Source organism: Allomuricauda sp. NFXS6, assembly GCF_040148835.1.
Taxonomy (GTDB): domain Bacteria; phylum Bacteroidota; class Bacteroidia; order Flavobacteriales; family Flavobacteriaceae; genus Flagellimonas.
Genome location: NZ_JAGEMG010000003.1, coordinates 113,473 through 137,644, shown reverse-complemented (window position 1 = coordinate 137,644; position 24,172 = coordinate 113,473). Strand labels below are relative to the sequence as shown.

At 42.3% G+C, this 24,172-nt stretch carries 19 protein-coding genes and 2 tRNA genes; 10 read left to right on the top strand and 11 right to left on the bottom strand.

The window, feature by feature from the left end:
* Window positions 1-46: 46 nt before the first annotated feature.
* The 3 genes from J4E06_RS06145 to J4E06_RS06135 all read right to left on the bottom strand — a co-directional run bounded on the left by J4E06_RS06145 (window position 47) and on the right by J4E06_RS06135 (window position 1,483).
* A complete protein-coding gene (locus J4E06_RS06145) occupies window positions 47-226 on the bottom strand; it encodes a hypothetical protein (protein WP_349523154.1) in 180 nt (59 codons plus the stop codon).
* 387 nt (window positions 227-613) lie between these two features.
* Window positions 614-1,063 carry a JAB domain-containing protein gene (locus J4E06_RS06140; RefSeq protein WP_349523153.1) on the bottom strand — a complete coding sequence of 150 codons (450 nt, stop codon included), beginning with the start codon at window positions 1,061-1,063 and terminating at the stop codon, window positions 614-616.
* A 66-nt stretch (window positions 1,064-1,129) separates the two neighbouring features.
* A complete protein-coding gene (locus J4E06_RS06135) occupies window positions 1,130-1,483 on the bottom strand; it encodes a single-stranded DNA-binding protein (protein ID WP_349523152.1) in 354 nt (117 codons plus the stop codon).
* An 86-nt stretch (window positions 1,484-1,569) separates the two neighbouring features.
* Between J4E06_RS06135 and J4E06_RS06130 the strand changes: the two genes are divergently transcribed.
* Window positions 1,570-1,809, top strand: a complete 240-nt coding sequence (locus J4E06_RS06130; RefSeq protein ID WP_349523151.1) for a hypothetical protein — start codon at window positions 1,570-1,572, stop codon at window positions 1,807-1,809.
* Between the two features lie 342 nt (window positions 1,810-2,151).
* Here J4E06_RS06130 and J4E06_RS06125 read toward each other — a convergent pair whose 3' ends face one another.
* Window positions 2,152-2,988, bottom strand: a complete 837-nt coding sequence (locus tag J4E06_RS06125; protein WP_349523150.1) for a DUF932 domain-containing protein — start codon at window positions 2,986-2,988, stop codon at window positions 2,152-2,154.
* A 681-nt stretch (window positions 2,989-3,669) separates the two neighbouring features.
* Here J4E06_RS06125 and J4E06_RS06120 point away from each other — a divergent pair.
* From J4E06_RS06120 to J4E06_RS06110, 3 genes are read left to right on the top strand one after another with little or no spacing between them, the layout of a single operon-like run.
* Window positions 3,670-3,897 carry a helix-turn-helix domain-containing protein gene (locus J4E06_RS06120; RefSeq protein WP_318345870.1) on the top strand — a complete coding sequence of 76 codons (228 nt, stop codon included), beginning with the start codon at window positions 3,670-3,672 and terminating at the stop codon, window positions 3,895-3,897.
* The gene (locus J4E06_RS06115; RefSeq protein ID WP_349523149.1) at window positions 3,894-4,229 is read left to right on the top strand and encodes a HipA N-terminal domain-containing protein; all 336 of its coding nucleotides are present in this window, start codon (window positions 3,894-3,896) and stop codon (window positions 4,227-4,229) included. Before J4E06_RS06120 ends, J4E06_RS06115 begins: the two co-directional genes overlap by 4 nt.
* The gene (locus J4E06_RS06110; protein WP_349523148.1) at window positions 4,222-5,160 is read left to right on the top strand and encodes a HipA domain-containing protein; all 939 of its coding nucleotides are present in this window, start codon (window positions 4,222-4,224) and stop codon (window positions 5,158-5,160) included. The genes J4E06_RS06115 and J4E06_RS06110 overlap by 8 nt, the downstream gene beginning before the upstream one ends.
* A 599-nt stretch (window positions 5,161-5,759) precedes the next feature.
* Here J4E06_RS06110 and J4E06_RS06105 read toward each other — a convergent pair.
* The 4 genes from J4E06_RS06105 to J4E06_RS06090 form a co-directional block, all read right to left on the bottom strand.
* On the bottom strand, window positions 5,760-6,983 hold the full coding sequence (locus tag J4E06_RS06105) for a site-specific integrase (RefSeq protein WP_349523147.1): 1,224 nt from the start codon (window positions 6,981-6,983) through the stop codon (window positions 5,760-5,762).
* A gap of 225 nt (window positions 6,984-7,208) precedes the next feature.
* A tRNA-Pro gene (locus J4E06_RS06100) sits at window positions 7,209-7,283 on the bottom strand.
* A 134-nt stretch (window positions 7,284-7,417) separates the two neighbouring features.
* Window positions 7,418-7,501 (bottom strand) — tRNA-Ser (locus J4E06_RS06095).
* A 109-nt stretch (window positions 7,502-7,610) separates the two neighbouring features.
* A complete protein-coding gene (locus J4E06_RS06090) occupies window positions 7,611-9,647 on the bottom strand; it encodes an HD family phosphohydrolase (protein ID WP_349523146.1) in 2,037 nt (678 codons plus the stop codon).
* A gap of 113 nt (window positions 9,648-9,760) precedes the next feature.
* On the opposite strand from J4E06_RS06090, the gene J4E06_RS06085 reads away from it, so the two are divergent.
* Window positions 9,761-10,936, top strand: a complete 1,176-nt coding sequence (locus J4E06_RS06085; protein WP_349523145.1) for an acetyl-CoA C-acyltransferase — start codon at window positions 9,761-9,763, stop codon at window positions 10,934-10,936.
* 20 nt (window positions 10,937-10,956) lie between these two features.
* Window positions 10,957-11,709: a C40 family peptidase gene (locus J4E06_RS06080; RefSeq protein WP_349523144.1), complete on the top strand. Its 753-nt coding sequence runs from the start codon at window positions 10,957-10,959 to the stop codon at window positions 11,707-11,709.
* 48 nt (window positions 11,710-11,757) lie between these two features.
* On the opposite strand, the gene J4E06_RS06075 is transcribed toward J4E06_RS06080, so the two are convergent.
* Both J4E06_RS06075 and gyrA read right to left on the bottom strand, forming a co-directional pair.
* Window positions 11,758-13,020: a tetratricopeptide repeat protein gene (locus tag J4E06_RS06075; RefSeq protein ID WP_349523143.1), complete on the bottom strand. Its 1,263-nt coding sequence runs from the start codon at window positions 13,018-13,020 to the stop codon at window positions 11,758-11,760.
* Window positions 13,021-13,069: 49 nt separating this feature from the next.
* A complete protein-coding gene (gene gyrA / locus J4E06_RS06070) occupies window positions 13,070-15,598 on the bottom strand; it encodes a DNA gyrase subunit A (protein ID WP_349523142.1) in 2,529 nt (842 codons plus the stop codon).
* Between the two features lie 261 nt (window positions 15,599-15,859).
* Here gyrA and J4E06_RS06065 point away from each other — a divergent pair, with 261 nt between their 5' ends.
* Both J4E06_RS06065 and J4E06_RS06060 read left to right on the top strand, forming a co-directional pair.
* Complete coding sequence (locus J4E06_RS06065; protein ID WP_349523141.1) at window positions 15,860-18,418, top strand: ATP-dependent Clp protease ATP-binding subunit; 2,559 nt, start codon at window positions 15,860-15,862, stop codon at window positions 18,416-18,418.
* A 161-nt stretch (window positions 18,419-18,579) separates the two neighbouring features.
* On the top strand, window positions 18,580-18,999 hold the full coding sequence (locus tag J4E06_RS06060; protein ID WP_349523140.1) for an STAS/SEC14 domain-containing protein: 420 nt from the start codon (window positions 18,580-18,582) through the stop codon (window positions 18,997-18,999).
* 2 nt (window positions 19,000-19,001) lie between these two features.
* On the opposite strand, the gene J4E06_RS06055 is transcribed toward J4E06_RS06060, so the two are convergent.
* Window positions 19,002-20,537 (bottom strand): NAD(P)H-hydrate dehydratase, encoded by a 1,536-nt coding sequence (locus tag J4E06_RS06055; protein ID WP_349523139.1) that lies wholly within the window; start codon window positions 20,535-20,537, stop codon window positions 19,002-19,004.
* Window positions 20,538-20,796: 259 nt separating this feature from the next.
* On the opposite strand from J4E06_RS06055, the gene thrA reads away from it, so the two are divergent.
* Together thrA and J4E06_RS06045 are read left to right on the top strand one after the other, a co-directional pair.
* On the top strand, window positions 20,797-23,241 hold the full coding sequence (gene thrA, locus J4E06_RS06050; RefSeq protein ID WP_349523138.1) for a bifunctional aspartate kinase/homoserine dehydrogenase I: 2,445 nt from the start codon (window positions 20,797-20,799) through the stop codon (window positions 23,239-23,241).
* A gap of 3 nt (window positions 23,242-23,244) precedes the next feature.
* Entirely contained in the window at window positions 23,245-24,168 is a 924-nt protein-coding gene (locus J4E06_RS06045) for a homoserine kinase (RefSeq protein WP_349523137.1), read from the top strand.
* The last annotated feature ends 4 nt before the right edge of the window (window positions 24,169-24,172 follow it).

Here is a 24,172-nt window from a genome sequence, read left to right as displayed (position 1 = left end):
CCCGGAACGTCAAAAAAAAGACCCTTTTTCAAGGGCCTTGTTCCAGTCAGTCCCCCGATGGGACGGTGTCGGTCTGTTCCCTGTAATATTCATACCGGAATATCCAGAGATTGACCACCAGGGAGTAGGTTTTGTCCACCGTGGCATCCGCTGTCTTTTTGACAACGCTTTTCTTTGGGTGTTTCTTTGCCGGGATCTCCAACGACTTTTTTACAATTGCTTTCATAGTGCATGATTTAAAATTATCAATTATTTGATGGCATCCCCGCACTTCCCAAAAATTTCAGCTCAAAAGGAAACGGAATAAATAGTGAGGTACGAACGGTTTATGCCGTAGTCTTTTGATGGGAACATTTTTGAAGGGCGAACTTGCGGTCAAATAAGGGATAGGTATTCTTTGGGGTTGCCCAGTACTTTACAAACAAGAATTTCCCTAATTGGTTTTTGGGTGTTCGACCCACCTAAAAACCAACCATGAACCCATAAAAAAAGCCCATCATAATGGATGGGCTTGGATAGTGTGTTTAGGGTTCACATATTAAATACAAAATCATAATTGTATAGATTTCGCATGGCTTCCCTTCGACTCCGCTATTAGTTTAGCATTATATATTTATAGGATTCCGTTATCTGCGAAACTGTAATACCGTCCATCGGGTGCCAGAATGATATGGTCCAATACCTTGACATCAAAAAGCTGTGCGGCTTCTTTGATCTTTTGGGTCAATTGTTGATCCGGTCCGCTCGCCTTGAGCTGCCCAGAGGGATGGTTGTGGGCCAGGATGATTCCGACGGAAAGGGTTTTCAGCACGAGGGCAAACAGGATGCGCACATCCACCAAGGTTCCCGTAATGCCCCCATGGGAGAGCGGATAGATGCCCTTGACTTTGTTGGACTGGTTCAGCAGTACGATCTTAAAAGTTTCGTGCAGGCCTATGGTCTGATTGTCCCAATTTTGGAACAACAGTTCCGCCACCTCCTTGGAGTTGGTCACGGACAGGGATTGCAGGGTACTGAGCTTCTCCCGGTAACTGATCTGGATTTCATTGACTTTGTGTTCCATTACGTTTGTTTTAAGAATGAAAAAGAAAAGGATGCCCCAAGGTATTGCGGGGCACCCCTATCCATGTTACTCGGTGGTATTGTTCTCACCCCCGCCCAATAGCAAGATTTCACTCGCTACCACTTCGGTGACGTAGCGCTTATTCCCTTCCTTGTCCTCATAGGAACGGGAGGTCAATTTTCCTTCGATGGCAATCTCCTTGCCCTTGGTCACGAAGCCCTCGATGATGTCGGCCAGCTTCCCCCATCCGATGACGGTGTGCCATTCGGTGTTGGTGATGCGCTCCCCTTGGTTGTTCTTGTAGTGCTCGTTGGTGGCCATGGTCAGGCGTGCCACTCGTTTCCCTTTCTCAAGGTCTGTGATCACGGGATCTTGTCCCACATTACCGATCAATTGTACTTTGTTTCTTAAACTGCTCATAATAAAAGGTTTTTAATGCCTGCCCTTTGGCAGACGGGTTACTGATTTCCCCGTATCTCCATGCAATTGTGTGTGGATTTTAAGGGGTGTTTGTTTGCTTCTTGGGTGCGCAGCACAATAAACGAAGTGGGTTCGGTCAAGGCTTTTGGGAAGAAATCGGGAGGCTCCGCGACGTAGCAAAACCTTTAGCCGTGCCTACGGCTGGCAAGGTTTTCAAGGAAGTGGAAACCCTATTTGTGAGCAAAACCCGCTTGGCCTTGACGGGTTCCATAAGAGCCCTAGGAATTCCTTCCGACCCAGGCCCGTGCGAGCGTACGGAAAGTTAAGCGAGCTAAGGGGATGGCGTCCTGATTGGAAGTCCTTGGGCACTGCCCTGTTTTTCGATGCCCCGAAAAACAACCAGGGCTTCTTTTATTATGAACCCCTTAAAATCATCAGACCAACGACAGGGCTTTAGGAATCCACGAGCAAAGCCCCAAGAAGGGTTTGCCGGGGATGACGTGAAAAAGCACTGGACGTTGGGCTTCCTTGTTTGACCGATTCCCGATAGTATTTAAATGGCTTTGATGACTAAAAAAAACTCCCGATACTTCAGGTACCGGGAGTCGATGTTTTGGCAATGGCGGTTCCTTCAGGGGTTGCCCCCTCTTGATGCCGGACCGGAACACTTAGGCCATTTCAAGAACGGTCTGGAACAGTTGTTTGTCCAGACGCTCCTGACGTGAAAAGCTTCGTTTCAGGGTACCGTGCAATACGGCATTGAAGGCATTGTAGCCCAACCAGAGGTTTGGGGCAGTGCCCAACAATACGGCCTCATTGTCCAATATGTCGATGACCTCACGGGCCTTTTTAGACGGGTTTGCGTTCTTGTCGCTGCACTCATAACGGAACAGTTTGGTACGTTCCAGCACTTCCCTTACGAAGGTTTTGGTGTCCACCAGTTCGACGGCCATCATTTGGGTGAACCTATCGGAGATGGTATAGAACTCGTTGTCCATGAATTTTTGGAACAGCCCCTCCAGTTCGGGCATGATCAAATGGACACTGTTGGTACTGTGCTTAATGGAAAAGGCAATCTTTGCCTGGGCCACGTGCAGGCCATTGGAGCATACTTGGCGGTAGAACCCAAAATGTCCCGAGGTGCGCTCGCTGCCATCGTAAGAATTGGTAAAGCGCAGCATGGGCAATATGGTGTCCCGGCCATCGCCCACGGAAAACTGGGAGCTATCGGAGAGGATAAAGTCCATACTGAAGGTCCTGTCGTTGCGATTGATGGTCTGGCGTTGGTAATCCAGCCCGGCATCGATGAGCATCTGTTCCGCCTTTTTGAAAAAATGTTCGTTGGGGATGTGCCCATAACTCTTGGACACGATGTTCACGATTTTGCCATTGCTGATAATGGCACGTTCCAGCCCCTTTCTGGAGGGCATTCGGGTCAGTTCATTTAACGGTCTTACCTCAGTTGGTACGAAGACCTCGTCTTGTTGCAATCTGTCTAAATACATAATCATTGGATTTAAGGTTAAACAATATTTGCAGGGAACCCTAAACGGAAGCCAGGCTGTCGAGCGGCAAGGAAACGGAATAAATAGTGAGGAAGGAACGGCTTTATGCCGTCCCTTGTCCGATGACAGGATGCGACGTTTACCTTGGTGCAAAGGATTGGTTGGAATATTAGCTTGTTTCGGAGTTGCCAAAGAGGCCTTCCTGACGAGGACTTTCGGTCGAAGATGGTTTGGATATGGATGTATCGACTTTCATCTTTTGCTTTAGGGCTACCTGGAAACGCTGGACATAGTAGACCACCTTCGCCGGATCAAATTGAGCACCCTCGCAACCAACACAAAAACTTGACTTTCAATCTTCTACATCCAAATACTGGATAGCTCAAATTTTCCGTTGTTGGTGGTCTCAACCATCCGGCTTATCCAGTTTGCCCAAGAATTCAATCGTATATAGTTGATTTTATGTGTTTTAACACATATTTAATAAAAAGTGACCTATTCGGCGAGCATAAAAACTTTAAGGGCTTGAAACCCTTATTTATTGGGGTTTCCAGAGATGGGTTGTAGAGCCCCTAGTAATAATTATATGTAAAAACATATAATTCTATAAAAAATAGTTATTTTATATGTAAAAACATATAATTTAGTATATTTGATTGGTTTTATATCTAAAAGCATATAATGAATACATTATCCGAATTTGTAAAAACCCGTAGAAATGAGGTAAATCTCACACAAGAAGAGTTTGCCGAACGCGCAGGTGTGGCCTTAACCGTAGTCCGAAAAATAGAGCAGGGCAAAACCAATCTGAACATGGACAAGGTCAACTTGGTCCTGAGCATGTTCGGCCACACCCTCGCCGCCGTACCCTTGAATACCATAAAACATGGAAATATAGAAACACAATGAGGAAAGCCATTATATTCTATGATCAGGTAAAGGCAGGCGAACTTATTGAAACCAATGATGGTGATTATGTTTTTCAGTACGATAGTGACTATGTGAAGCAATATCCTGACCAATTCATATCGTTTTCCATGCCTGTGCGCAAAGAACCTTTCAGAGACAATAAATTGTTTCCTTTCTTCGAAGGCTTGATTCCCGAAGGATGGCTATTGAACATCGCATCAAAAAACTGGAAACTCAACAAAAATGATCGTATGGGCCTTTTGTTGGCCTGTTGTCAAAATTGTATCGGAGCAATCAGTGTTGAACCTTTAAGGGAAAATCCTGATGAATAAGTGTCTATATTGTTATAAAGCGTTGGATGGTGAAATCGATTTTCATGAAAAGTGCAGTCTTGCCTTCTTTGGAAAAAAAGACCCTCCAAAATTGGAATATAACTTGGATCAAATGTCCGAATTGGCCAAAAATGTCCTAGAACGAAGTATTTCCGTACCGGGTGTGCAACCCAAGTTATCAATGTCACTATTCAATGAGATAGGGGGCACTGCCGATTACCGATTGACAGTGGTCGGCGCACTTGGGGGGCACTATATTTTTAAGCCCCCAACAACAGAATATCCGGAGATGCCCGCAAACGAACATCTGACCATGCGCATTGCAGAAGCATTCGGAATCCAAACCGTCCCATCCAGCCTAATACGCCTGAAATCCGGAGAAATTTCCTATATCACCAAACGGATTGATAGAACTGATGAAGGCCATAAGATCCATATGCTCGACATGTTCCAAATAACAGAGGCTTTTGATAAATATAAGAGCTCCATGGAAAAGGTTGGAAAAGCCTTAAAGCAACATTCTGCCAATACTTTGTTGGATATGATTTTCCTATTTGAACTGACCCTGTTCAGTTTTTTAACGGGAAACAACGATATGCACCTAAAGAATTTTTCCATGATACACTCCTCATCCGGATGGATACTTTCCCCTGCTTATGACCTGCTCAATGTATCAATTGTCAATCCTGAGGATAAGGAAGAGCTAGCGTTGACCTTGCAAGGCAAGAAAAGTAATTTGAAGCGTATGCATTTTGAAAACCTTGGAAGAAATATGGGGCTGACAGAAAAACAGGTACAAGGTGTTTTCAAAAGATTTTTGAAACGGAAAAAGGATGCCTTAAGATGGGTGGACAGTTCCTTTTTATCCAAGGATATGAAAGGATTATATATTGATCTGCTTAATAATCGGTACGATAGAATTTATAATTAGCGACATAAATGATGGGAATCTGAATCCAACCTCCTATATTTTTTGCAATCAACTTACATACGGAATAGAATAAATTCTCTATTGCCTACGGATAAAGGTTAAAATTATATGTAACCATTTAATAACCTGCACTTTATATACTCATGTCAAAAAAAGTGACCTATTCGGTGAGCACAAAATTTTAAAGGGCTTGAAACCCTAATTTCCACTAAAACACCATCAAAACACAACAACAAACATATATATTACTGATTTACAGTCTTTTTTGTTTTATTAGGTTTCATTTATATTCAATTAAAATCAATGTAAAAGGCACCAAGTCGATATCCAAAAAATGTAAAATTCCTTTGCAGTACTTTTTTATCAAAAAGACAAGCGACTCGATAAATATGGAAACGCAGGACATAGAACACCACCTTCGCTGGATAAAATTGAGCACATTCCAACATGACACAAAAATCTGAATTTCAAATCACTACTACCAAATATTGGATGGCTCAAATTTTCCGTTGTTGGTGGTCTCAACCATCCGGCTCATCCATATATACTCCTAAAATGTAATAAAATCGATGAATTTGATTAATTCTTACTGGAAAGCTTTACTTGCCCCCCATTTTTTCAACCAATATCCTCATATCTTCACTAACTTTCTTTTCTAAGACCCTAGCATATATCTGGGTAGTTGACAATTTGGTATGACCCAACAACTTTGAAACTGTTTCAATCGGAACACCGTTGGACAGTGTTACCGTTGTTGCAAAAGTGTGCCTTGCTGTATGGAATGTGATTCTTTTATGGATTCCACAGGATTTACTGATTTCCTTAAGATAAAAATTGACCTTCTGGTTGCTGAAAACAGGTAAAAGGGTATTTTTTATTTTCCTTTCCGATGACCCCTGATATTTCTTGATGATTTCCCTTGCTTGAGGCAGCAGTGGTATTTTGAGCCGCTCATCGGTCTTTGTCCTTTTGGTGAACAACCAGTCATTACCATCTATTCCTTTGATAACATTGTCGGGAGACAGTGCTTTTACGTCAATGTAGGATAGGCCCGTATAACAAGAAAAGAGGAATACATCCTTGGTCTTTTCAACGCCTTGTTTTGTAAAACTGGTTTCTTCAATGAGTCCAAGTTCCCTTTTCGTCAAATGTTCCCTTTGGGTTTTGACAAAATGCAGTTTATAGTTCTCAAAGGGATCCTTTGAGATCCATTCCAACCGAACGGCCAACCTCGACATTTTCTTAAGACGTTCCATGTGTTTCATGGCTCCGTTATTTGTGCATTTGGTTCGTGTGGATGGTCTGTACTTTCTTAGGTACTGCTCAAAGTCCGATATAAAACGGTAATTCAATTTTTTGAGCTTAATGTCCTCCACCCCATATTCCTCTCTTAAAAATAGGTTTAAGCACCTTTCGGTAATATGGTAGTTCTTTCTGGTTCCGGGGCGTAATGAGGTATGCATGGTCCCATTGTGATAGGCAATCAATTGTTTCAAGGTCTTGCCCCCATCATCTTCCCCAAAGAACCTTGCCTTTATGGCCAAAGGGGTGATTACCTTATCTTCTGCCATCAATAGCCTATGGGCCTCATGTAAACCCGTATAAATTTGATCCAGGTACTTGTTAAGGGAGATGACATAATTGGAAAATCCCTTGCCCCTTTTACGGCTATTGTCCCATAAATTGGTTTTGATTTCCCGATTTATACTAAAATCAGTGCGCTCTCCATCGATGGTGATCCTACAATAGATAATTCGATTCTCGGATTGAACCTTATGCTTTCTAGTAAAGAAATTGATTGTTAAGCGATTGTTTTTCTGCATGTTGCAATGTTTTAAACTGTTAATACCGTGAAAGTCAAAACACAAGCAAAACGCTTCAAAAGTCATCTAAAATTACAATATAAATTGTAATAATCTGCTCCCGATAGGAACACGCTTTATATGATTTTAGATGGTTTTAATTGATTTTAGATGATATGCCTAAAAACACAAAACACTGAAAATCATAAGATTAACAGTGTTTTGATATTATTTAAATAAGTTAAGTCGGGGTGGCAGGATTCGAACCTGCGACCTCCTGCTCCCAAAGCAGGCGCGATAACCGGGCTACGCTACACCCCGAAAACAGTCTTGATGACTGAAAATTTCAATTTCTCAAACCCTAAATTACTAACCACTTTTTGAAGTAGCCCGCTCGGGCGGAGTTTATACCGAGCAATGTCGAGGTGCTAAACCCCGAAGTGTGTTGGAAAAAGCGGAGAGACCGGGACTCGAACCCGGGCAGCACTTACGCGCTGACAGATTAGCAATCTGCTCCGTTACCACTCCGGCACCTCTCCAGTATTATTATGAACATGCATTCAAAAATGCGGATGCAAATGTACCTTTTCAGAAGTAAGATCGCAACTATTTTTTCATTTTTTTAATGGAACTTTTATCACATCACTGCTATTCAGGATATTCCACCCGTAAATGATATATATTGGTAAGCTTTTGTTTGAGTACTTTCTTTACCATTTCAATTTCCTTAAGGGTAATGTTGGCATTTAAGTACTGGTCGGCCTGCATCTGACCCTTTACTATTTTCTCCACAAACTCATCTATTATGGTAAAGGTCGGGTTCTTTAAACTTTTGGACGCAGCCTCTACGGCATCCGACATCATCAAAATAGCGGTTTCTTTGGAAAAAGGTATCGGTCCAGGATATTTAAAATCCTCCTTGTCCACTTCTTGATCCAACTCCTGCTGTTTTTTATAGAAATAATAGACAATGGTTGTTCCATGGTGTGTTCGTATGAAATCAATCACACGGTCCGGCAAATTATTTTTTCTGGCTATTTCTATCCCATTGATCACATGATCTATAATAATTTTGGCACTCTCCTTCGGCGGAAGGTCATCGTGCGGGTTAACACTGGTTATCTGATTCTCGGTAAAATAGGTAGGATGCTCCATTTTACCAATATCGTGGTACAGGGCCCCTACCCTTACCAACATGGCATTTGCTCCTATCTCATTGGCGGCCGCCTCTGCAAGGTTGGCCACCTGCAGAGAATGATGAAAGGTTCCGGGCGCTTTATCCGAAAGTTCTTTGAGCAATTTGGAATTGGTATCGGACAACTCCAATAAAGATACATCCGAAACAAGCCCAAAAAGCTTCTCGAACATATAAATTAACGGTTGTGCAAAAAGGGTCAACAGACCATTCAAAACAAATACACCGAACAAAATCCATTCAATATTTTCCAAATTGCCCTCGTGAATGGCATGAAAGGCAAAATAACCCACAATGTATATCAAGGTAATCTGTCCCACCGAAATAAACAGATTGGCTCTCTTATACAACTCCGAGGCTGTTAGAATGGTTACTATACCTGCTATGATCTGTAGAAAGATGTATTCAAAACTATTGGGCACCACAAAACCAAGAATCAACACGGTCAAAACGTGAACGAACAACCCCAATCTAGCATCAAAAAAGTTTTTTAGTATCAAGGGCAGAATACACAAGGGAACCATATAAATATAGTTTTCGTAGTGTTTTACCATCAAGCTTGTGGCCAGCACCATCAACAAAATATTGAAGAAAATAAAAGTTACCTTGTTGTTGTTCTGAAAAATCTCCATTCGATATCGCTTCAAAAACAAAAACAGCATAATGAGTACCAAAGCCACCAAAATGGTATATCCCAATAATATGAAGTAGTAGTTGCTCCCCATCCAAAGTTCGGACTCATACTCATCCTTAAGGGAATTCAATATTTTAAAATCTTCATTTTCCACAATTTCACCCTTGGCAATAATAAGTTTCCCCTGATCCACTTCCCCGCGGGTGTACGAAATCTTGGATAGCTCATCCTCCAAAGCACTTTCCGTTAGGGCTTCATCATAAAAGAGATTGGCCTTGAGGCTATTTTTGATAATGGGCTGAAGGCGCTCCGATCCATCAATACTTACATCCGACAAAAGTGCCGTTACCTTCTTTTTGGCTTGTTCAAGACCCAAATAATCGCTAGGGGAAATGGGTTGTACCTCATTGTTTCTGACTACAACCGTGGATTTGGATTGAGGTAGGTTTTGAAAAACTCCATAACTATAAATTTCGTCAACGGTTTCTTCGGAAATATTCCTCAAGGACTGCCGCTGTGATGAAGAAAAACTACCAGATTGAAAGATGGTGCCCAGTGCTCCCAACACCTCGCCTTTTACATCGGAGACCAAGGAAGCGTTATACGTGTAGTAATCCGTTTTGTTCTTGCGAATGGAAGTTTGCTCCGCTTCAATTTCATCCTGGGTTTTTTGTATGGAGAAATCTATAGGCGCATAGAGGTTTTCGTACTGCCAAGGTTTGCCCTTTTGAAACTCGTACTTAAACTTGCCGCCTTTAGGAAAAAAAAACACAATCAGCGCTACAGAAACCACATATAGGAAATACTTGTAGACCAGCGATTGATGCTTATATACATTATCCAAAGTTTTTCCCATGCTTCAAATCTGTTAGCTCCAAAAATAGAAAATATATATAAGAAGTCGGTTGCCCGAGCCTCATATAGGTTTGCATTTAAATTTAGTATTTTCGCAGGAGTAAAAATGCACATATGAAAAAAGTAGTAATTGTTTCCGCTGCAAGAACTCCCATCGGGAGTTTTATGGGAGCCCTATCCACCGTTCCCGCACCTAAATTGGGCGCTGTGGCGATAAAGGGAGCCATGGACAAAATAGGTCTAAAACCGGAACTTGTGGAAGAAGTATTAATGGGCAACGTGGTACAGGCAGGTACAGGCCAGGCACCGGCCAGACAGGCTGCTATTTTTTCAGGTATACCCAACACGGTGCCCTGCACAACTATCAACAAAGTATGCGCTTCCGGTATGAAAACGATTATGCAGGGAGCACAGTCCATTGCTTTGGGAGAAAACTCCATTGTAGTTGCAGGAGGGATGGAAAACATGAGTTTGATTCCCCATTACGCCTATATGAGAACCAGCACCAAGTTTGGCCCTGCAACTTTGATAGACGGTATGCAGAAGGATGGATTGGTCGATGCCTACGACCAAAATGCCATGGGGGTATGTGCCGATGCTTGTGCAACCGAATATAAATTTAGCAGGGAAGATCAAGATGCCTATGCCATACAATCGTACAATCGCTCGGCAGAAGCTTGGAAAAGCGGTAAGTTTGATAACGAGGTGGTTCCCGTTGAAGTGCCTCAACGAAGAGGTGAGCCAATAGTTGTGAGTGAAGACGAAGAATATAAAAATGTAAAACTGGACAAAGTTCCCGCTTTGCGACCAGCCTTCTCCAAGGATGGCACGGTCACCGCAGCAAATGCATCCACCATAAACGATGGTGCGGCGGCCGTAATTTTAATGAGCGAGGAAAAAGCCAAGGAAATGGGCTTGACTCCTTTGGCCACCATTATAGGTTATGCCGATGCGGCACACGAACCGGAATGGTTCACCACGGCTCCCGCAAAAGCACTTCCAAAAGCATTGGACCGTGCAGGGGTTTCCATCGAGGATATCGACTTTTTTGAGTTCAATGAAGCTTTTTCGGTAGTGGGTCTTGCCAATATGAAAATTCTAGGTCTAAACGATTCCAATGTAAATGTAAACGGAGGTGCGGTATCCTTGGGACACCCTTTGGGTTGCTCTGGAGCAAGAATTACCATAACATTGTTGAACATTTTGGAGCAAAACAATGCCAAATTGGGGGCTGCGGCCATTTGTAACGGCGGCGGTGGGGCATCATCCATTATTTTGGAAAGAAATTAGTGACTCAATCTGTACAGTAAATGCAATATGGAATTTGTCCTCTAAGTATTGTTCCCATTAGAACCAATCCGGACGATTGTGCCGAAATGTCATCCCAATTATTGTACGGGGAGCATTTCAAGGTTTTGGAATGTAGAAAAAAATGGAGCAGAATCAGGATAGCTTATGACGGTTTTGAAGGTTGGATTTCGAACAATCAGTTTTCCTTTATTCCTGAGCAGGTTTACAATGATCTCCAGAGCATGGAGCCACAAAAAGTATGCTCCGATGTCATATCCCATATTTGCACTGATGATGGTATGCTGCAACCCATTTTAATGGGTTCCATGGTCAACTTGCCGGAATTATTGAAGCATAACTTTGAAGGCCATGTACACGCTGAAAAAAGATCTAAAGAGAGTTTGGTCGATACGGCGATCCTGTACTTAAAAGCCCCATATTTAGCCGGAGGAAAAACCCCTTTTGGAATTGATTGTGCGGGATTTGCCCAAATGGTCTATAAAATTAATGGATATTCCTTGGCGCGAACAGCTATGGAGCAATCCAAACAAGGGGAGGCCTTGAGCTTTATTGAAGAAAGTGAACCTGGTGATTTGGCCTTTTTTGATGACAATGAAGGGGTTATAGATCATGTAGGGATTATTCTTCAGGACAATTATATCATCCATGTAAACGGTCATGTACGTATTGATAGGATTGATCATACAGGTATTTTTAATTCTGAAGAAAAATTATATACCCATCAGTTACGGGTGATTAAAAAAGTGATATAAAAAAGCCCCGAAGTTTGGGGCTTTTACTTTTTTTAAGGAAGATTGTGGTTACTCCCCCAAAAGCTTTTTGATTCTCATGAAGTTTTCATTGTCACCCAAAGCTCCATAAATATTTTTCAACTGGGTCAAGATACTTTCGTTATCGGGATTGGACTGAAGTGCATCCTCCAAAACACCAGCTCCCTCTCTAAAAAGACTATCTTTCTTATCCTTAAGCTCATCGTATTTAGCGATATCGGCCTTGGAAGTTCCCAATACGTTCATTTCATCAATAAGGCCGTTACCCTCATTCACATACGTTGTGGAAAGGTTCAATAATGCATTGATGTAACCTGGGTCGATGGCCAAGGCTTTTTTGTAGGCATCTCTGGCATCTTCCAAGTTTCCTTGTTCCATATTGATCACACCGATATTGTAAAGCAAATCAGCGTTGTCCGGAGCCATGGCGGAAGCCTGACCCATCAACTCCTTAAACTTTTCTTTGTCACCAATAGCATAGTGAAGGTTAGCTTCTCCCAATACTAAATTTACGTCGTCCGGGTTTTCCGCTCTTGCATCGGCATAAGCTTCGATAGCTTTTTCATTTTCCCCCATTTGCTGGTAGATCAATGCAATGTTTTTAACGATTTCCGGCTTTTTGGAAGGGCTGATCTCTTCTTTTGGGTCTTTGTGCGTGCCTGCTTTCACATAAAGGTCACGAGTAGTCTTGTCCATGGTTTCGGTCTCTCCCGACTCTACATTCACAGCGGTATAGGTAACGGCCTCTCCATTGTAACCAAGTTCTTTGAGCTCCTCGTAATATTCTAGGGCTTCTTCGTAGTTCTGCCCATTGACCGCACTACTGGCCGCGTAATACAAGTATACCGTATCTTTTGGGCTAAGTGTGTAGCTTAAATATAATTTTTCAGCGGCTTCGCTAAACTTTTTGTTATTGTTATCCTCTACAGCGGCGTTTACCAAATCACCTGTCATTTGTCCCATTTGCTCCTGTGCAACGGAAGTATATTTGGATTTTCCGCTCGCTTCTTCCACTTCGATTACTTTATTGTATGCATCCAATGCCGATTTATAGGAAGCAACATCTCCCTTCTTGGCCAATTCATAGTTCGCATTTCCTAAAAGTGCATAATACTCGGCCTGATCTTTTTCTTTGGCCGATTCAATAGTGGAGGCTGCGCTCATCAACGCTGTTTTTGCCGCCGCGGCATCACCGTCCTTTAGAGCCTTTTCCGCCGTCTTCATCGCGTCCTTTTGGGCAAAACCCATCGTGGAAATCCCTATGGCTAATAGTATTAATATTCTTGTTCTCATGTTAAAAATTGTAATTTTTAGTGTTTATCGATTATTACTTAGTTGAAATTTATTCTTTTTCGTCCGTATTATCATCAATAGCCGTGCCATCCTCTCCTTTGACTTCAATATCCCTGATATCTACTTCATCGACCGGGTCATCTTCTTTCATGACTTTGGCAACTGCTGCAATGGAATCGTTATCCTTTAGATTGATAAGACGAACTCCTTGTGTGGCCCTTCCCATTACCCTAAGGTCTTCAACTCCCATTCGAATGGCGATTCCCGATTTGTTGATAATCATCAGATCATCCGTATCGGTAACATTTTTGATAGCGACAAGGCCTCCTGTTTTCTTGGTAATGGAAATGGTTTTGACACCTTTTCCACCTCGGTTGGTTATCCTGTAGTCCTCTATATTGGAACGCTTGCCATAACCTCTTTCGGATACTACTAAAATATCATCCTCAAAATTATGCACGGACACCATACCCACTACCTCATCATTCTCATCTGCCAATCTGATACCGCGCACCCCAGATGCATTTCTACCCATTGGCCTTGTCTTTGATTCCTCAAAACGAATGGCTTTTCCTGACTTAAGACCTAGGAATATTTGGCTGGTACCGGTAGTTAATTTAGCTTCCAGTAGTTCATCATCCTCACGAATGGTAATGGCATTGATACCATTTTGACGTGGTCTGGAATATTGCTCCAAAGAAGTCTTTTTCACCGTACCCTTTTTTGTGGCCATGATCACAAAGTGACTGTTCACATACTCCTCATCTTTAAGGTCTTGGGTACAAATAAAAGCTTTTACCTTGTCATCCTGTTCAATGTTGACCAAGTTCTGTATAGCTCTACCTTTGGATGTTCTGCTTCCTTCCGGAATCTCGTACACGCGCATCCAGAAACATTTCCCCTTTTGGGTAAAGAACAACATGTACTGGTGGTTTGTGCCCACGAACAGATGCTCCAAGAAATCCTCATTTCGGGTCGAGGATGCTTTTTGCCCTACCCCGCCCCTATGTTGGGTTTTATATTCAGAAAGTGATGTTCTTTTAATATATCCGGCATGGGAAATGGTAATTACAACTTGCTCATCGGGAATCATATCCTCAATGCTCAGGTCTCCTCCCGCATAGTTGATTTCAGATCGCCTTTCATCACCGTACTTCTCCTTTATTTCAAGAAGTTCATCTTTGATGATCTGCATTCTACGATCTTTCTTATCAAGAATATCCTTATAATCCTCGATGGCCTTTAACAGTTCCGCATGTTCCTCACGCAATTTATCTTGTTCCAGACCGGTAAGTTGACGCAAGCGCATTTCTACAATGGCCTTGGCCTGAAGCTCGGTCAGCTTGAAACGTTCAATAAGACTATTCCGTGCCTCTTCAACATTGGAAGAGCCTCTGATAATGGCAATTACCTCATCAATATTATCCGAAGCAATAATAAGCCCCTCCAAGATATGCGCACGATCTTCTGCCTTTTTAAGCTCGAATTTGGTTCTACGAACCACAACATCGTGCCTGTGCTCCACAAAATAGTGGATGATTTCTTTTAGGTTTAAAAGTTCCGGCCTACCCTTGACCAATGCAATATTATTGACACTGAAGGATGATTGAAGGGCCGTGTACTTGTACAACATGTTAAGTACAATGTTCGGAATGGCATCGCGCTTCAATATATATACGATACGCATTCCGTTCCTATCGGACTCGTCCCTTATGGTAGATATACCTTCTATTTTCTTTTCATTGACCAAATCGGCGGTCTTTTTGATCATATCCGCCTTGTTGACCTGATAAGGGATTTCAGTTACAACAATACTTTCCTTACCCTGTACTTCCTCAATGGTGGCTTTGGCACGCATCACAACACGTCCGCGACCTGTATGGAAAGCTTCTTTTACGCCATCATACCCATAAATAATTCCCCCAGTAGGGAAATCAGGGGCCTTAATGTGTGTAATCAGCTCGTCTATTTCAATATCGTGATTATCTATGTAGGCGACCGTACCGTCCACAACTTCAGTTAAGTTATGTGGGGGCATATTGGTTGCCATACCCACGGCGATACCGGAAGCTCCGTTAACCAAAAGGTTTGGAATACGGGTCGGCAGTACGGTAGGCTCCTCCAGGGTGTCATCAAAATTAAGTTGATGATCTACGGTATCCTTGTCGATATCGGCCAACATTTCTTCCGCAATCTTGCGCATTTTGGCCTCGGTATATCGCATAGCCGCCGGACTGTCCCCATCTATGGAACCAAAGTTACCCTGACCGTTTACCAGCATATACCTTAAACTCCACTCTTGTGCCATCCGCACCATGGTGTCATACACCGAAGAATCACCGTGTGGGTGATATTTACCCAAAACCTCCCCTACAATACGGGCAGATTTTTTATGGGAACTCGAAGACCTTACTCCCAAATCGTGCATTCCGTAGAGCACTCTTCTATGAACAGGCTTTAATCCATCACGAACATCTGGCAGGGCACGTGACACAATGACCGACATTGAATAATCAATGTAGGCAGATTTCATCTCATCCTCAATATTAATGGGAATTAACTTTTCTCCTTCCGCCATGCTTATTTATTATTGATTTTTTGTGGTTAAATTATCATGGCAATATACAGAAAATAGCAGCCTTTATAGCCCTTTGCGAATACTTTATTAAAAAAATTATCAACATTGCGTGTATTAACAACAATGTGATAATAAAGCTTTGTTAAATCCCCAAAAAACCTGAATTATTCCGACATTTACCACTACTTTATCGAATAAGGGTACGGTATTTGACCACCGTAACGATACTTTTACTAATTTTAATTGCTGAAAAAGAAACGTATGGACGATAATTTTTCCCCCCGCGTAAAGGACGTTATAGCATACAGCAAGGAAGAAGCCCTGAGACTGGGCCATGATTTTATTGGCACGGAGCACCTTATGCTAGGTCTTTTAAGAGACGGAAATGGCAAGGCCATAAATATACTGGATGCACTCGATGTGGACTTGGACCACCTTCGTAGAAAGGTGGAAATACTGAGCCCCGCAAATCCGAATACAGGAACAATTCAGAAGGACAAGAAGAATCTTCACTTGACCCGCCAAGCAGAACGGGCGTTGAAGACGACTTTTTTGGAAGCAAAGCTTTTCCAAAGTTCTTCCATCAACACGGCACACCTGCTGCTCTGTATTTTAAGGAACGAGAATGATCCAACAACCAAATTGTTGCATAAACTGAAAGTGGATTATGACAATGTCAAAGAACAGTTCAAATCCATGATCACCAGTGACGATGATTATATAGACACGCCCCAAGCGGAATCTTTCCCAGGGGACACAGACGATATGGGAGATAGCAAAGAAAGTTCTTTTGGTTCCGGAAGCGCTTCCCAAAAAGGAAGCAAAAAGTCCAAGACCCCCGTTTTGGACAATTTTGGGCGGGACCTTACCCGTTTGGCCGAGGAGAACAAATTGGACCCCGTAGTGGGCAGAGAAAAGGAAATTGAGCGTGTTTCCCAGATATTGAGCCGTAGAAAAAAGAACAACCCGTTGTTGATTGGGGAGCCAGGTGTTGGTAAAAGTGCCATCGCCGAAGGATTGGCACTGCGCATTATCAACAAAAAGGTATCGCGTATTCTTTACAATAAAAGAGTGGTCACCTTGGACTTGGCTTCTTTGGTGGCAGGCACAAAATACCGTGGCCAGTTTGAGGAGCGCATGAAAGCCGTTATGAACGAGTTGGAGAAGAATGACGATATCATCTTGTTCATTGATGAGATACACACCATTGTTGGTGCCGGTGGGGCTACTGGAAGTTTAGATGCTTCCAATATGTTCAAACCTGCATTGGCAAGAGGTGAAATTCAATGTATCGGTGCAACAACGCTGGATGAATACAGACAATACATAGAAAAAGATGGTGCCTTGGAGCGTCGCTTCCAAAAGGTAATGGTAGAACCTACTACTGTGGAAGAGACCATCGAAATTTTGATGAATATCAAAGGAAAGTACGAAGAGCACCATAACGTAAACTATACAGACGAAGCCATTTTAGCCTGTGTAAAGTTGACCAACCGTTATATGACGGACCGTTTTCTTCCGGACAAGGCCATCGATGCCTTGGATGAAGCAGGATCAAGAGTGCACATCGTGAACATGGATGTTCCCAAACAAATTTTGGAACTGGAAAACCAGTTGGAAGATGTTCGCGAGCTTAAAAACAGCGTAGTCAAAAAACAGAAATACGAAGAAGCTGCCAAACTTAGGGACGACGAAAAGCGTCTAGAGAAAGAATTGGCATCTGCACAAGAACGTTGGGAAGAAGAAAGCAAACTTCACAGAGAAACGGTATCCGAAGATAACGTTGCCGATGTGGTTTCCATGATGAGCGGCATTCCCGTAAACAGAATAGCACAGACCGAAAGCAATAAATTGGCCGAGCTACCAAACCTCATTAAAGGTTTTGTAATTGGTCAAGATGAAGCCGTGTCCAAAGTGGCAAGGGCCATCCAACGTAACCGAGCTGGACTAAAGGACCCAAATAAACCTATTGGTTCGTTTATTTTCCTAGGTCAAACAGGTGTGGGTAAAACCCAATTGGCCAAAATACTGGCAAAAGAACTGTTTGATTCCGAAGACGCCCTTATCCGAATAGATATGAGCGAATACATGGAGAAATTCGCGATATCACGTCTGGTAGGAGCACCTCCAGGATATGTGGGTTATGAGGAAGGTGGACAGTTGACGGAGAAAGTTCGTCGTAAGCCTTATTCCGTTATTTTATTGGACGAGGTGGAGAAAGCACACCCGGATGTATTCAATATGTTGTTACAGGTATTGGACGATGGTTTCCTTACCGATAGTCTAGGACGTAAAATCGATTTTAGGAACTCCATAATCATTATGACCTCCAATATCGGCGCAAGACAATTGAAGGATTTTGGACAAGGCGTAGGTTTTGGTACCGCAGCCAAAAAAGCACAAGCCGATACACATCAAAAAAGTGTCATCGAAAATGCACTGAAAAAGGCATTTGCCCCTGAATTCTTGAACAGGATAGACGATGTAGTGGTCTTTAATGCTTTGGAAAGGGAAGACATTCACAAAATCATTGATATTGAGTTGAACAAACTGTACCAAAGGATTAAGGACATTGGTTATGAGTTGAATCTATCCGATAAAGCAAAGGATTATATTGCAGATAAAGGATTTGACAAGCAATATGGGGCCAGACCGCTCAAAAGAGCTATCCAAAAATATATTGAGGATGCGCTTGCCGAGGAAATTGTAAACTCCAAATTGGAAGAAGGTGATAGCATTTTTATGGATTTGGACGAGAAAAAAGAAGAACTCACCATCAAAATAAAAAAGGCTGAAAAATCACCCGAAGCTGAAAAGTGATTTTTTTTAAAATAATTTGTTTTTAAAAGCTGACTTCGGTCAGCTTTTTTTACACCCTATAATTACCATACATAAGATATTTTAGCGTTTAATCTATTATTTTTCTGTTGACTCGTTTTCCCTGATAATTTCGTACACGAGACACTATAATTACATTGGGGATGAAAATAACTTCTAATAAGAAGACCGTAGTTGTACGCGAGTACCAGCTGGAAGTCGGTACCGTACAGGTTTTTGACGATTATATGGTGGCTTCTTTTGATGAAGGCGCTACTATAACCTTAGAGAGAACCTATCAAATCATTGGAATTTCGGAAATACACTTTAGGGACAAGAACTTTGGCTACATAAGCTTGAGAAAAAACTCTTATGCCGTAGACCCCACAGTATACAACTACCTTAGGGGCTTGGGGAACCTTAAAGCCTTTGCCATTGTTTCCAAAAAGGAAATAGATATGCACAATTTCAATATTGAAAAAATGTTCTACAAAAAACCTATGGAGTTTTTTATAGAATTTGACAATGCTTTGGATTGGGTACAAAAAAGACTTAAAATCAAAAAAGGAAGGAACAGCGCTTAACGCTAAACATTATCTTTTTGTTCCATTTCCGGTTGACGAAACAATTCCGAATAGGCACTTCCAATATTTTCTACCAACCCTGATGCCTTCAATGCTTCATAACCTTTTGAGGACACCTCCAAATCCCCAGCCAGACCGTGCAGGAATACGCCAAATATGGCAGCCTCGACCGAGCGATATCCTTGGGACAACAAACCAGTGATCATTCCGGTCAACACATCACCACTACCTGCGGTAGCCATACCTGGATTTCCAGTTGTATTCACATAACCCTTGTTATTAAAAATGGTAATCGTATGGGCGCCTTTGATCACAAGTACAATATTGTATTTAGAAGCGAAGACCTTTGCTTTTTGCAGCTTATCAAAATCTGAGTCCCAATGCCCGATCAATCGCTCCAATTCCTTTGGATGGGGAGTCAAAATGGATAACTCAGGGACATCGTTCAACATTTCTGGATTTTGGGATAAAATATTCAACCCATCGGCATCAATCACCATTGGCTTAGTAGATTTCTTCAAAAAAGAACCAAAGGCTGAAACGGTATCATCATCCAGACCCATGCCCATCCCAATTCCGACAACCGTAGGTTCAAAAGGAATATCTATCTCTGTAATATTCTTTTCCCGAGAACCTGTCAACACCATTACTTCGGGAACTGCGGTTTGCAAAGAATCATACCCACATTTGGGAACAAAAGCAGTAACCAAGCCACTTCCAACACACAAACAGGCATTAGTGGCCAATTGTACGGCACCAATCCTTCCATAACTACCACCAATTATAACGGAATGGCCATAAGTTCCCTTATGCGAAAATTTGAGTCTAGGACGATACATAGGCACTATTTCTGGTCTTCCGATAAGTTCAAAATCAGTCTCGGTTTTGTTAAGAAAATCTTGGTCCAACCCAATGTCCAATATTTCCCATTGATTTAAATAAACCCCCGTTTCGGGCAAAAAGAAAACCAATTTGGGTACCTGAAAGCTCAATACATAACTGGCCCGAATCACATACTCCTTACTCCAAGGACCTCTATTCATTGGTAATCCTGATGGCACATCCACGGATAAGGTAAAAGCTCTTGAACCATTAATATGTTGAATCAAATTTCCGACCCAATCATCGGGAGCTCGATTAAGACCAATGCCAAAAATCGCATCCACTATAATGTCATTGGGCGATATTTTGGGAAAACTACTTCCTGACTTGATAAAATCCGGCCAAACCTTCACATCCTTTAAACGTTCCAAGTTCAACAAAAAATCCTCCGAACGCTTTTCACTATAGTTTACCACGTGCACTTTAATGGAGTAATCGTTTTCGTGCAATTTTCTGGCCAACACCAATCCGTCCCCCCCGTTGTTTCCGATACCGCAGAACAATTGAATATTGACTTGGGTGCCTCGCAAACGGGAATGTAGCCATTCGAACAACTGCGTAGCTGCTCTTTCCATAAGCGCATCACTCGTTATCTGTTCTTTTTGGATTGTGGATTTATCAGCTTGATAGATTTGTTGGGCAGAAAATATTTTCATTCAGCAATAAAAATTGATTATTCGTACGGATTTCGCAAAAAACAACACCAATGATTTGATGAAGTATACAAAAGTACTACATTTATCATCTCATTACAGAGCAATGAAGTTAAAACAAACGGATATTAACCTTGATTTGATGAACACCTTTTCATCTACAATTACAATTACTACTACCACCCCTTTGGGGTAATTCTGCTATATATAATTCCGTCCGTTCTTTTAATCTATATTTAACTTTTTTCAACACTATTTCTTTATGAAAGTCTTAAAATTTGGAGGCACTTCCGTTGCCAATCCAGAACATATCAATAAGGTCAAATCCATCCTTAACCATCAAAATAAGGAACAAATTGCAGTAGTAGTATCAGCTTTTGGAGGAGTTACCGACCTGCTACTTAATGCATCGCGTTCGGCATCTCAACAAGAGGTAAGCTACAAAAACAGTCTCAAGGAGATCGAGGACAGGCACATTTCCACCATCAGGGAACTGATTCCCGTAAAATCGCAAAGTGCAGCCCTGAGCAAAGTAAAGAGCGAACTCAATATTCTGGAAACTTTGCTGGAAGGTGCTTATCTGATCGGCGAACTCACACCAAAACTATCCGATAAAATTGTGAGCTATGGGGAACTGTTATCATCCTTTATCATTAGTGAATTCCTAAAATCCGAAGGATTGGATATCACTTTTAAAGATAGCAGGGAACTTATTAAAACCGACAATAACTTTGGCAAGGCCAATGTGGATTTCAATAGCACCAATGCCAATTGCCAAGATTTCTTTGCAACGAACAAGCATCAAATAACAATGTTGCCAGGATTCGTGGCATCCAGTAAAAGCGGAGACCTTACCACTTTGGGCAGAGGTGGTTCCGACTACACGGCAGCCATAATCGCCGCAGCTTTAAATGCCGATATTTTGGAAATCTGGACCGATGTGAGCGGTATGTACACGGCCAATCCAAAACTGGTAAAGCAGGCAAAATGTGTTTCCAATATCAGCTATCAAGAAGCCATGGAGCTTTCTCACTTTGGGGCCAAAGTACTGTACCCCCCAACCATTCAACCGATTCTGGGCAAAGAAATTCCCATTGCCATAAAAAATACGTTTGACCCGGATAGTCCCGGAACCTTGATCGCCAAAAACAACAACGGCAACGGGAAAACGGTACGTGGTATCAGTCATGTGGGCAACATAAGTCTTCTCTCTTTGGAAGGCCCAGGGATGATAGGCATTCCAGGAATCTCCAAACGGTTTTTTGAGACACTTTCGGTGAAGAACATCAGCATTGTTTTGATTACCCAAGCATCTTCAGAGCACTCCATTTGTGTGGGCATTGCCGATGAGGATGTAGACCTTGCCGCCGAAGCTGTCAATGAGACCTTCGAATTTGAGATTGCAACAAAAAAGATTAAACCGGTCATCGTTGAAAAAGACTTGACCATCATAGCATTGGTAGGTGATAATATGAAAAGTCACCAAGGTTTGAGCGGTAAAATGTTCAGTACATTGGGTAAAAACAATGTGAATATTCGTGCCATTGCCCAAGGGGCTTCGGAGCGAAATATCTCTGCCGTAATCAAAAAAGAAGACGTAAAAAAAGCGCTCAACTCGTTGCACGAAACCTTTTTCGAGGAAAACATCAAACAGCTCAACCTTTTCGTGATGGGCGTTGGAAATGTCGGTTCCAAATTCTTGGCTCAAATCCGCCAGCAGAAAAAGTATTTGAAAGAAGAGCTAAAGCTCAACGTCCGTGTCATCGGGATCAGTAATTCCAGAAAAATGGCCTTTGATGAAGGTGGTATTTCACTCAAAGACTGGCAAAACACATTGGACCAGGGAGAACCAGCAGACAAAGAAGTATTTTTTAAGCGCATCAATGCCCTAAACTATCGCAACAGTATTTTCGTGGACAACACGGCCAGTGACGAGGTTTCCAAAAGCTATTCCAGTTATCTCAAAAACAGTATCTCCGTGGTCACTTGCAATAAAATTGCATCCTCTTCGGATTATGATTATTACAAAGAATTAAAGCAATTGGCCAAGCAATACAACGCTCCATATTTGTTTGAGACCAATGTGGGTGCGGGCTTGCCCATTATTGACACTTTAAAGCATCTAATTGCATCCGGGGATAAGGTCAGAAAAATTCAGGCCGTGCTATCGGGCAGTTTAAATTTTGTATTCAACACTTTTGATGACTCCACTACTTTTCACGACGTGGTAAAGCAAGCGCAGGAACAAGGCTATACCGAACCCGACCCCACAATCGATTTAAGTGGTGTCGACGTGATGCGTAAAATCTTGATTTTAGCACGGGAAAGTGGCCATCAATTGGATATTGATGAAATCGAAAACGAAGCGTTTTTACCCAAGGAAAGTCTAGAAGCAGATTCCAACCTTGCCTTTTTTGAAAGCTTGAAGAAATATGAAGCCGACTTTCAAAAATTATACAAAGAAGCTGCTGATGCCGATAGCAAACTAAAGTATGTGGCACAATTCGAAGACGGAAAGGCCAAAGTGGGCTTACAGCAAATTCCAAAAGGACATGATTTTTATAACCTGGAAGGTAGCGATAATATCGTACTGTTCTTTACCGACCGCTATGTGAATCAACCTTTGATCATAAAAGGTGCAGGAGCTGGTGCCGATGTTACCGCATCGGGTATCTTTGCAGATATTGTTAGAATCGGTAATTTCTAGATCATGGAGGAAATCAAAGTATTTTGCCCAGCAACCATAGCCAACGTCTCCTGTGGATTTGACGTGCTAGGGTTGGCATTGGACTCCGTTGGAGATGAAATGACCATCCGAAAAATTTCCGAAAAAGGAATTCGAATTACTAAAATAATTGGGCAAGAACTTCCACTGGAAACCGAAAACAATGTAGCAGGCGTAGCCGGTTTAGCCTTTTTGGAAAAGAGCGATTACGAAGGTGGTTTTGAAATTGAAATTGACAAACGCATAAAACCCGGAAGCGGAATTGGTAGTAGTGCCGCAAGCTCCACAGGGGCCGTTTGGGGCATGAACGAATTGTTGGGCAAACCTTTTTCAAATCTTGAATTAGTGCAGTTTGCCATGCAAGGGGAAAAATTGGCCAGTGATGTAGCTCATGCAGACAATGTTGCCCCAGCCATTTTTGGCGGGTTCACTTTGGTGCGCAGTTATGACCCGCTGGACATAATTCCAATCCCGACACCTTCGGAATTATTTGCCACAGTGATTCATCCACAGATTGAGATAAAAACCTCAGATTCCCGTAAAATTCTGAAGACTACTATCTCCATGCAACAAGGAATCCAACAATGGGGCAACTTGGGCGGACTGGTCGCAGGATTATTTCAAAACGATTATGACCTTATTGGTCGTTCGCTGCACGACCATATCGTAGAACCCATCCGCTCTATTTTAATTCCCGCTTTTGATGAAATCAAAGCAAATGCCATAAAGGCAGGAGCTCTTGGCTGCGGAATCTCAGGGTCTGGGCCATCCATTTTTGCCTTGAGCAAGGGAGAAGAGATTGCCCAAAAAGTGGCCGATTCCATGAAAGAAACCTATCAAAACATCGGAGTGGATTTCGATATTCATATTTCGAAAGTTAACAGCCAAGGCGTAAAGAAAATTGCTTAATTCC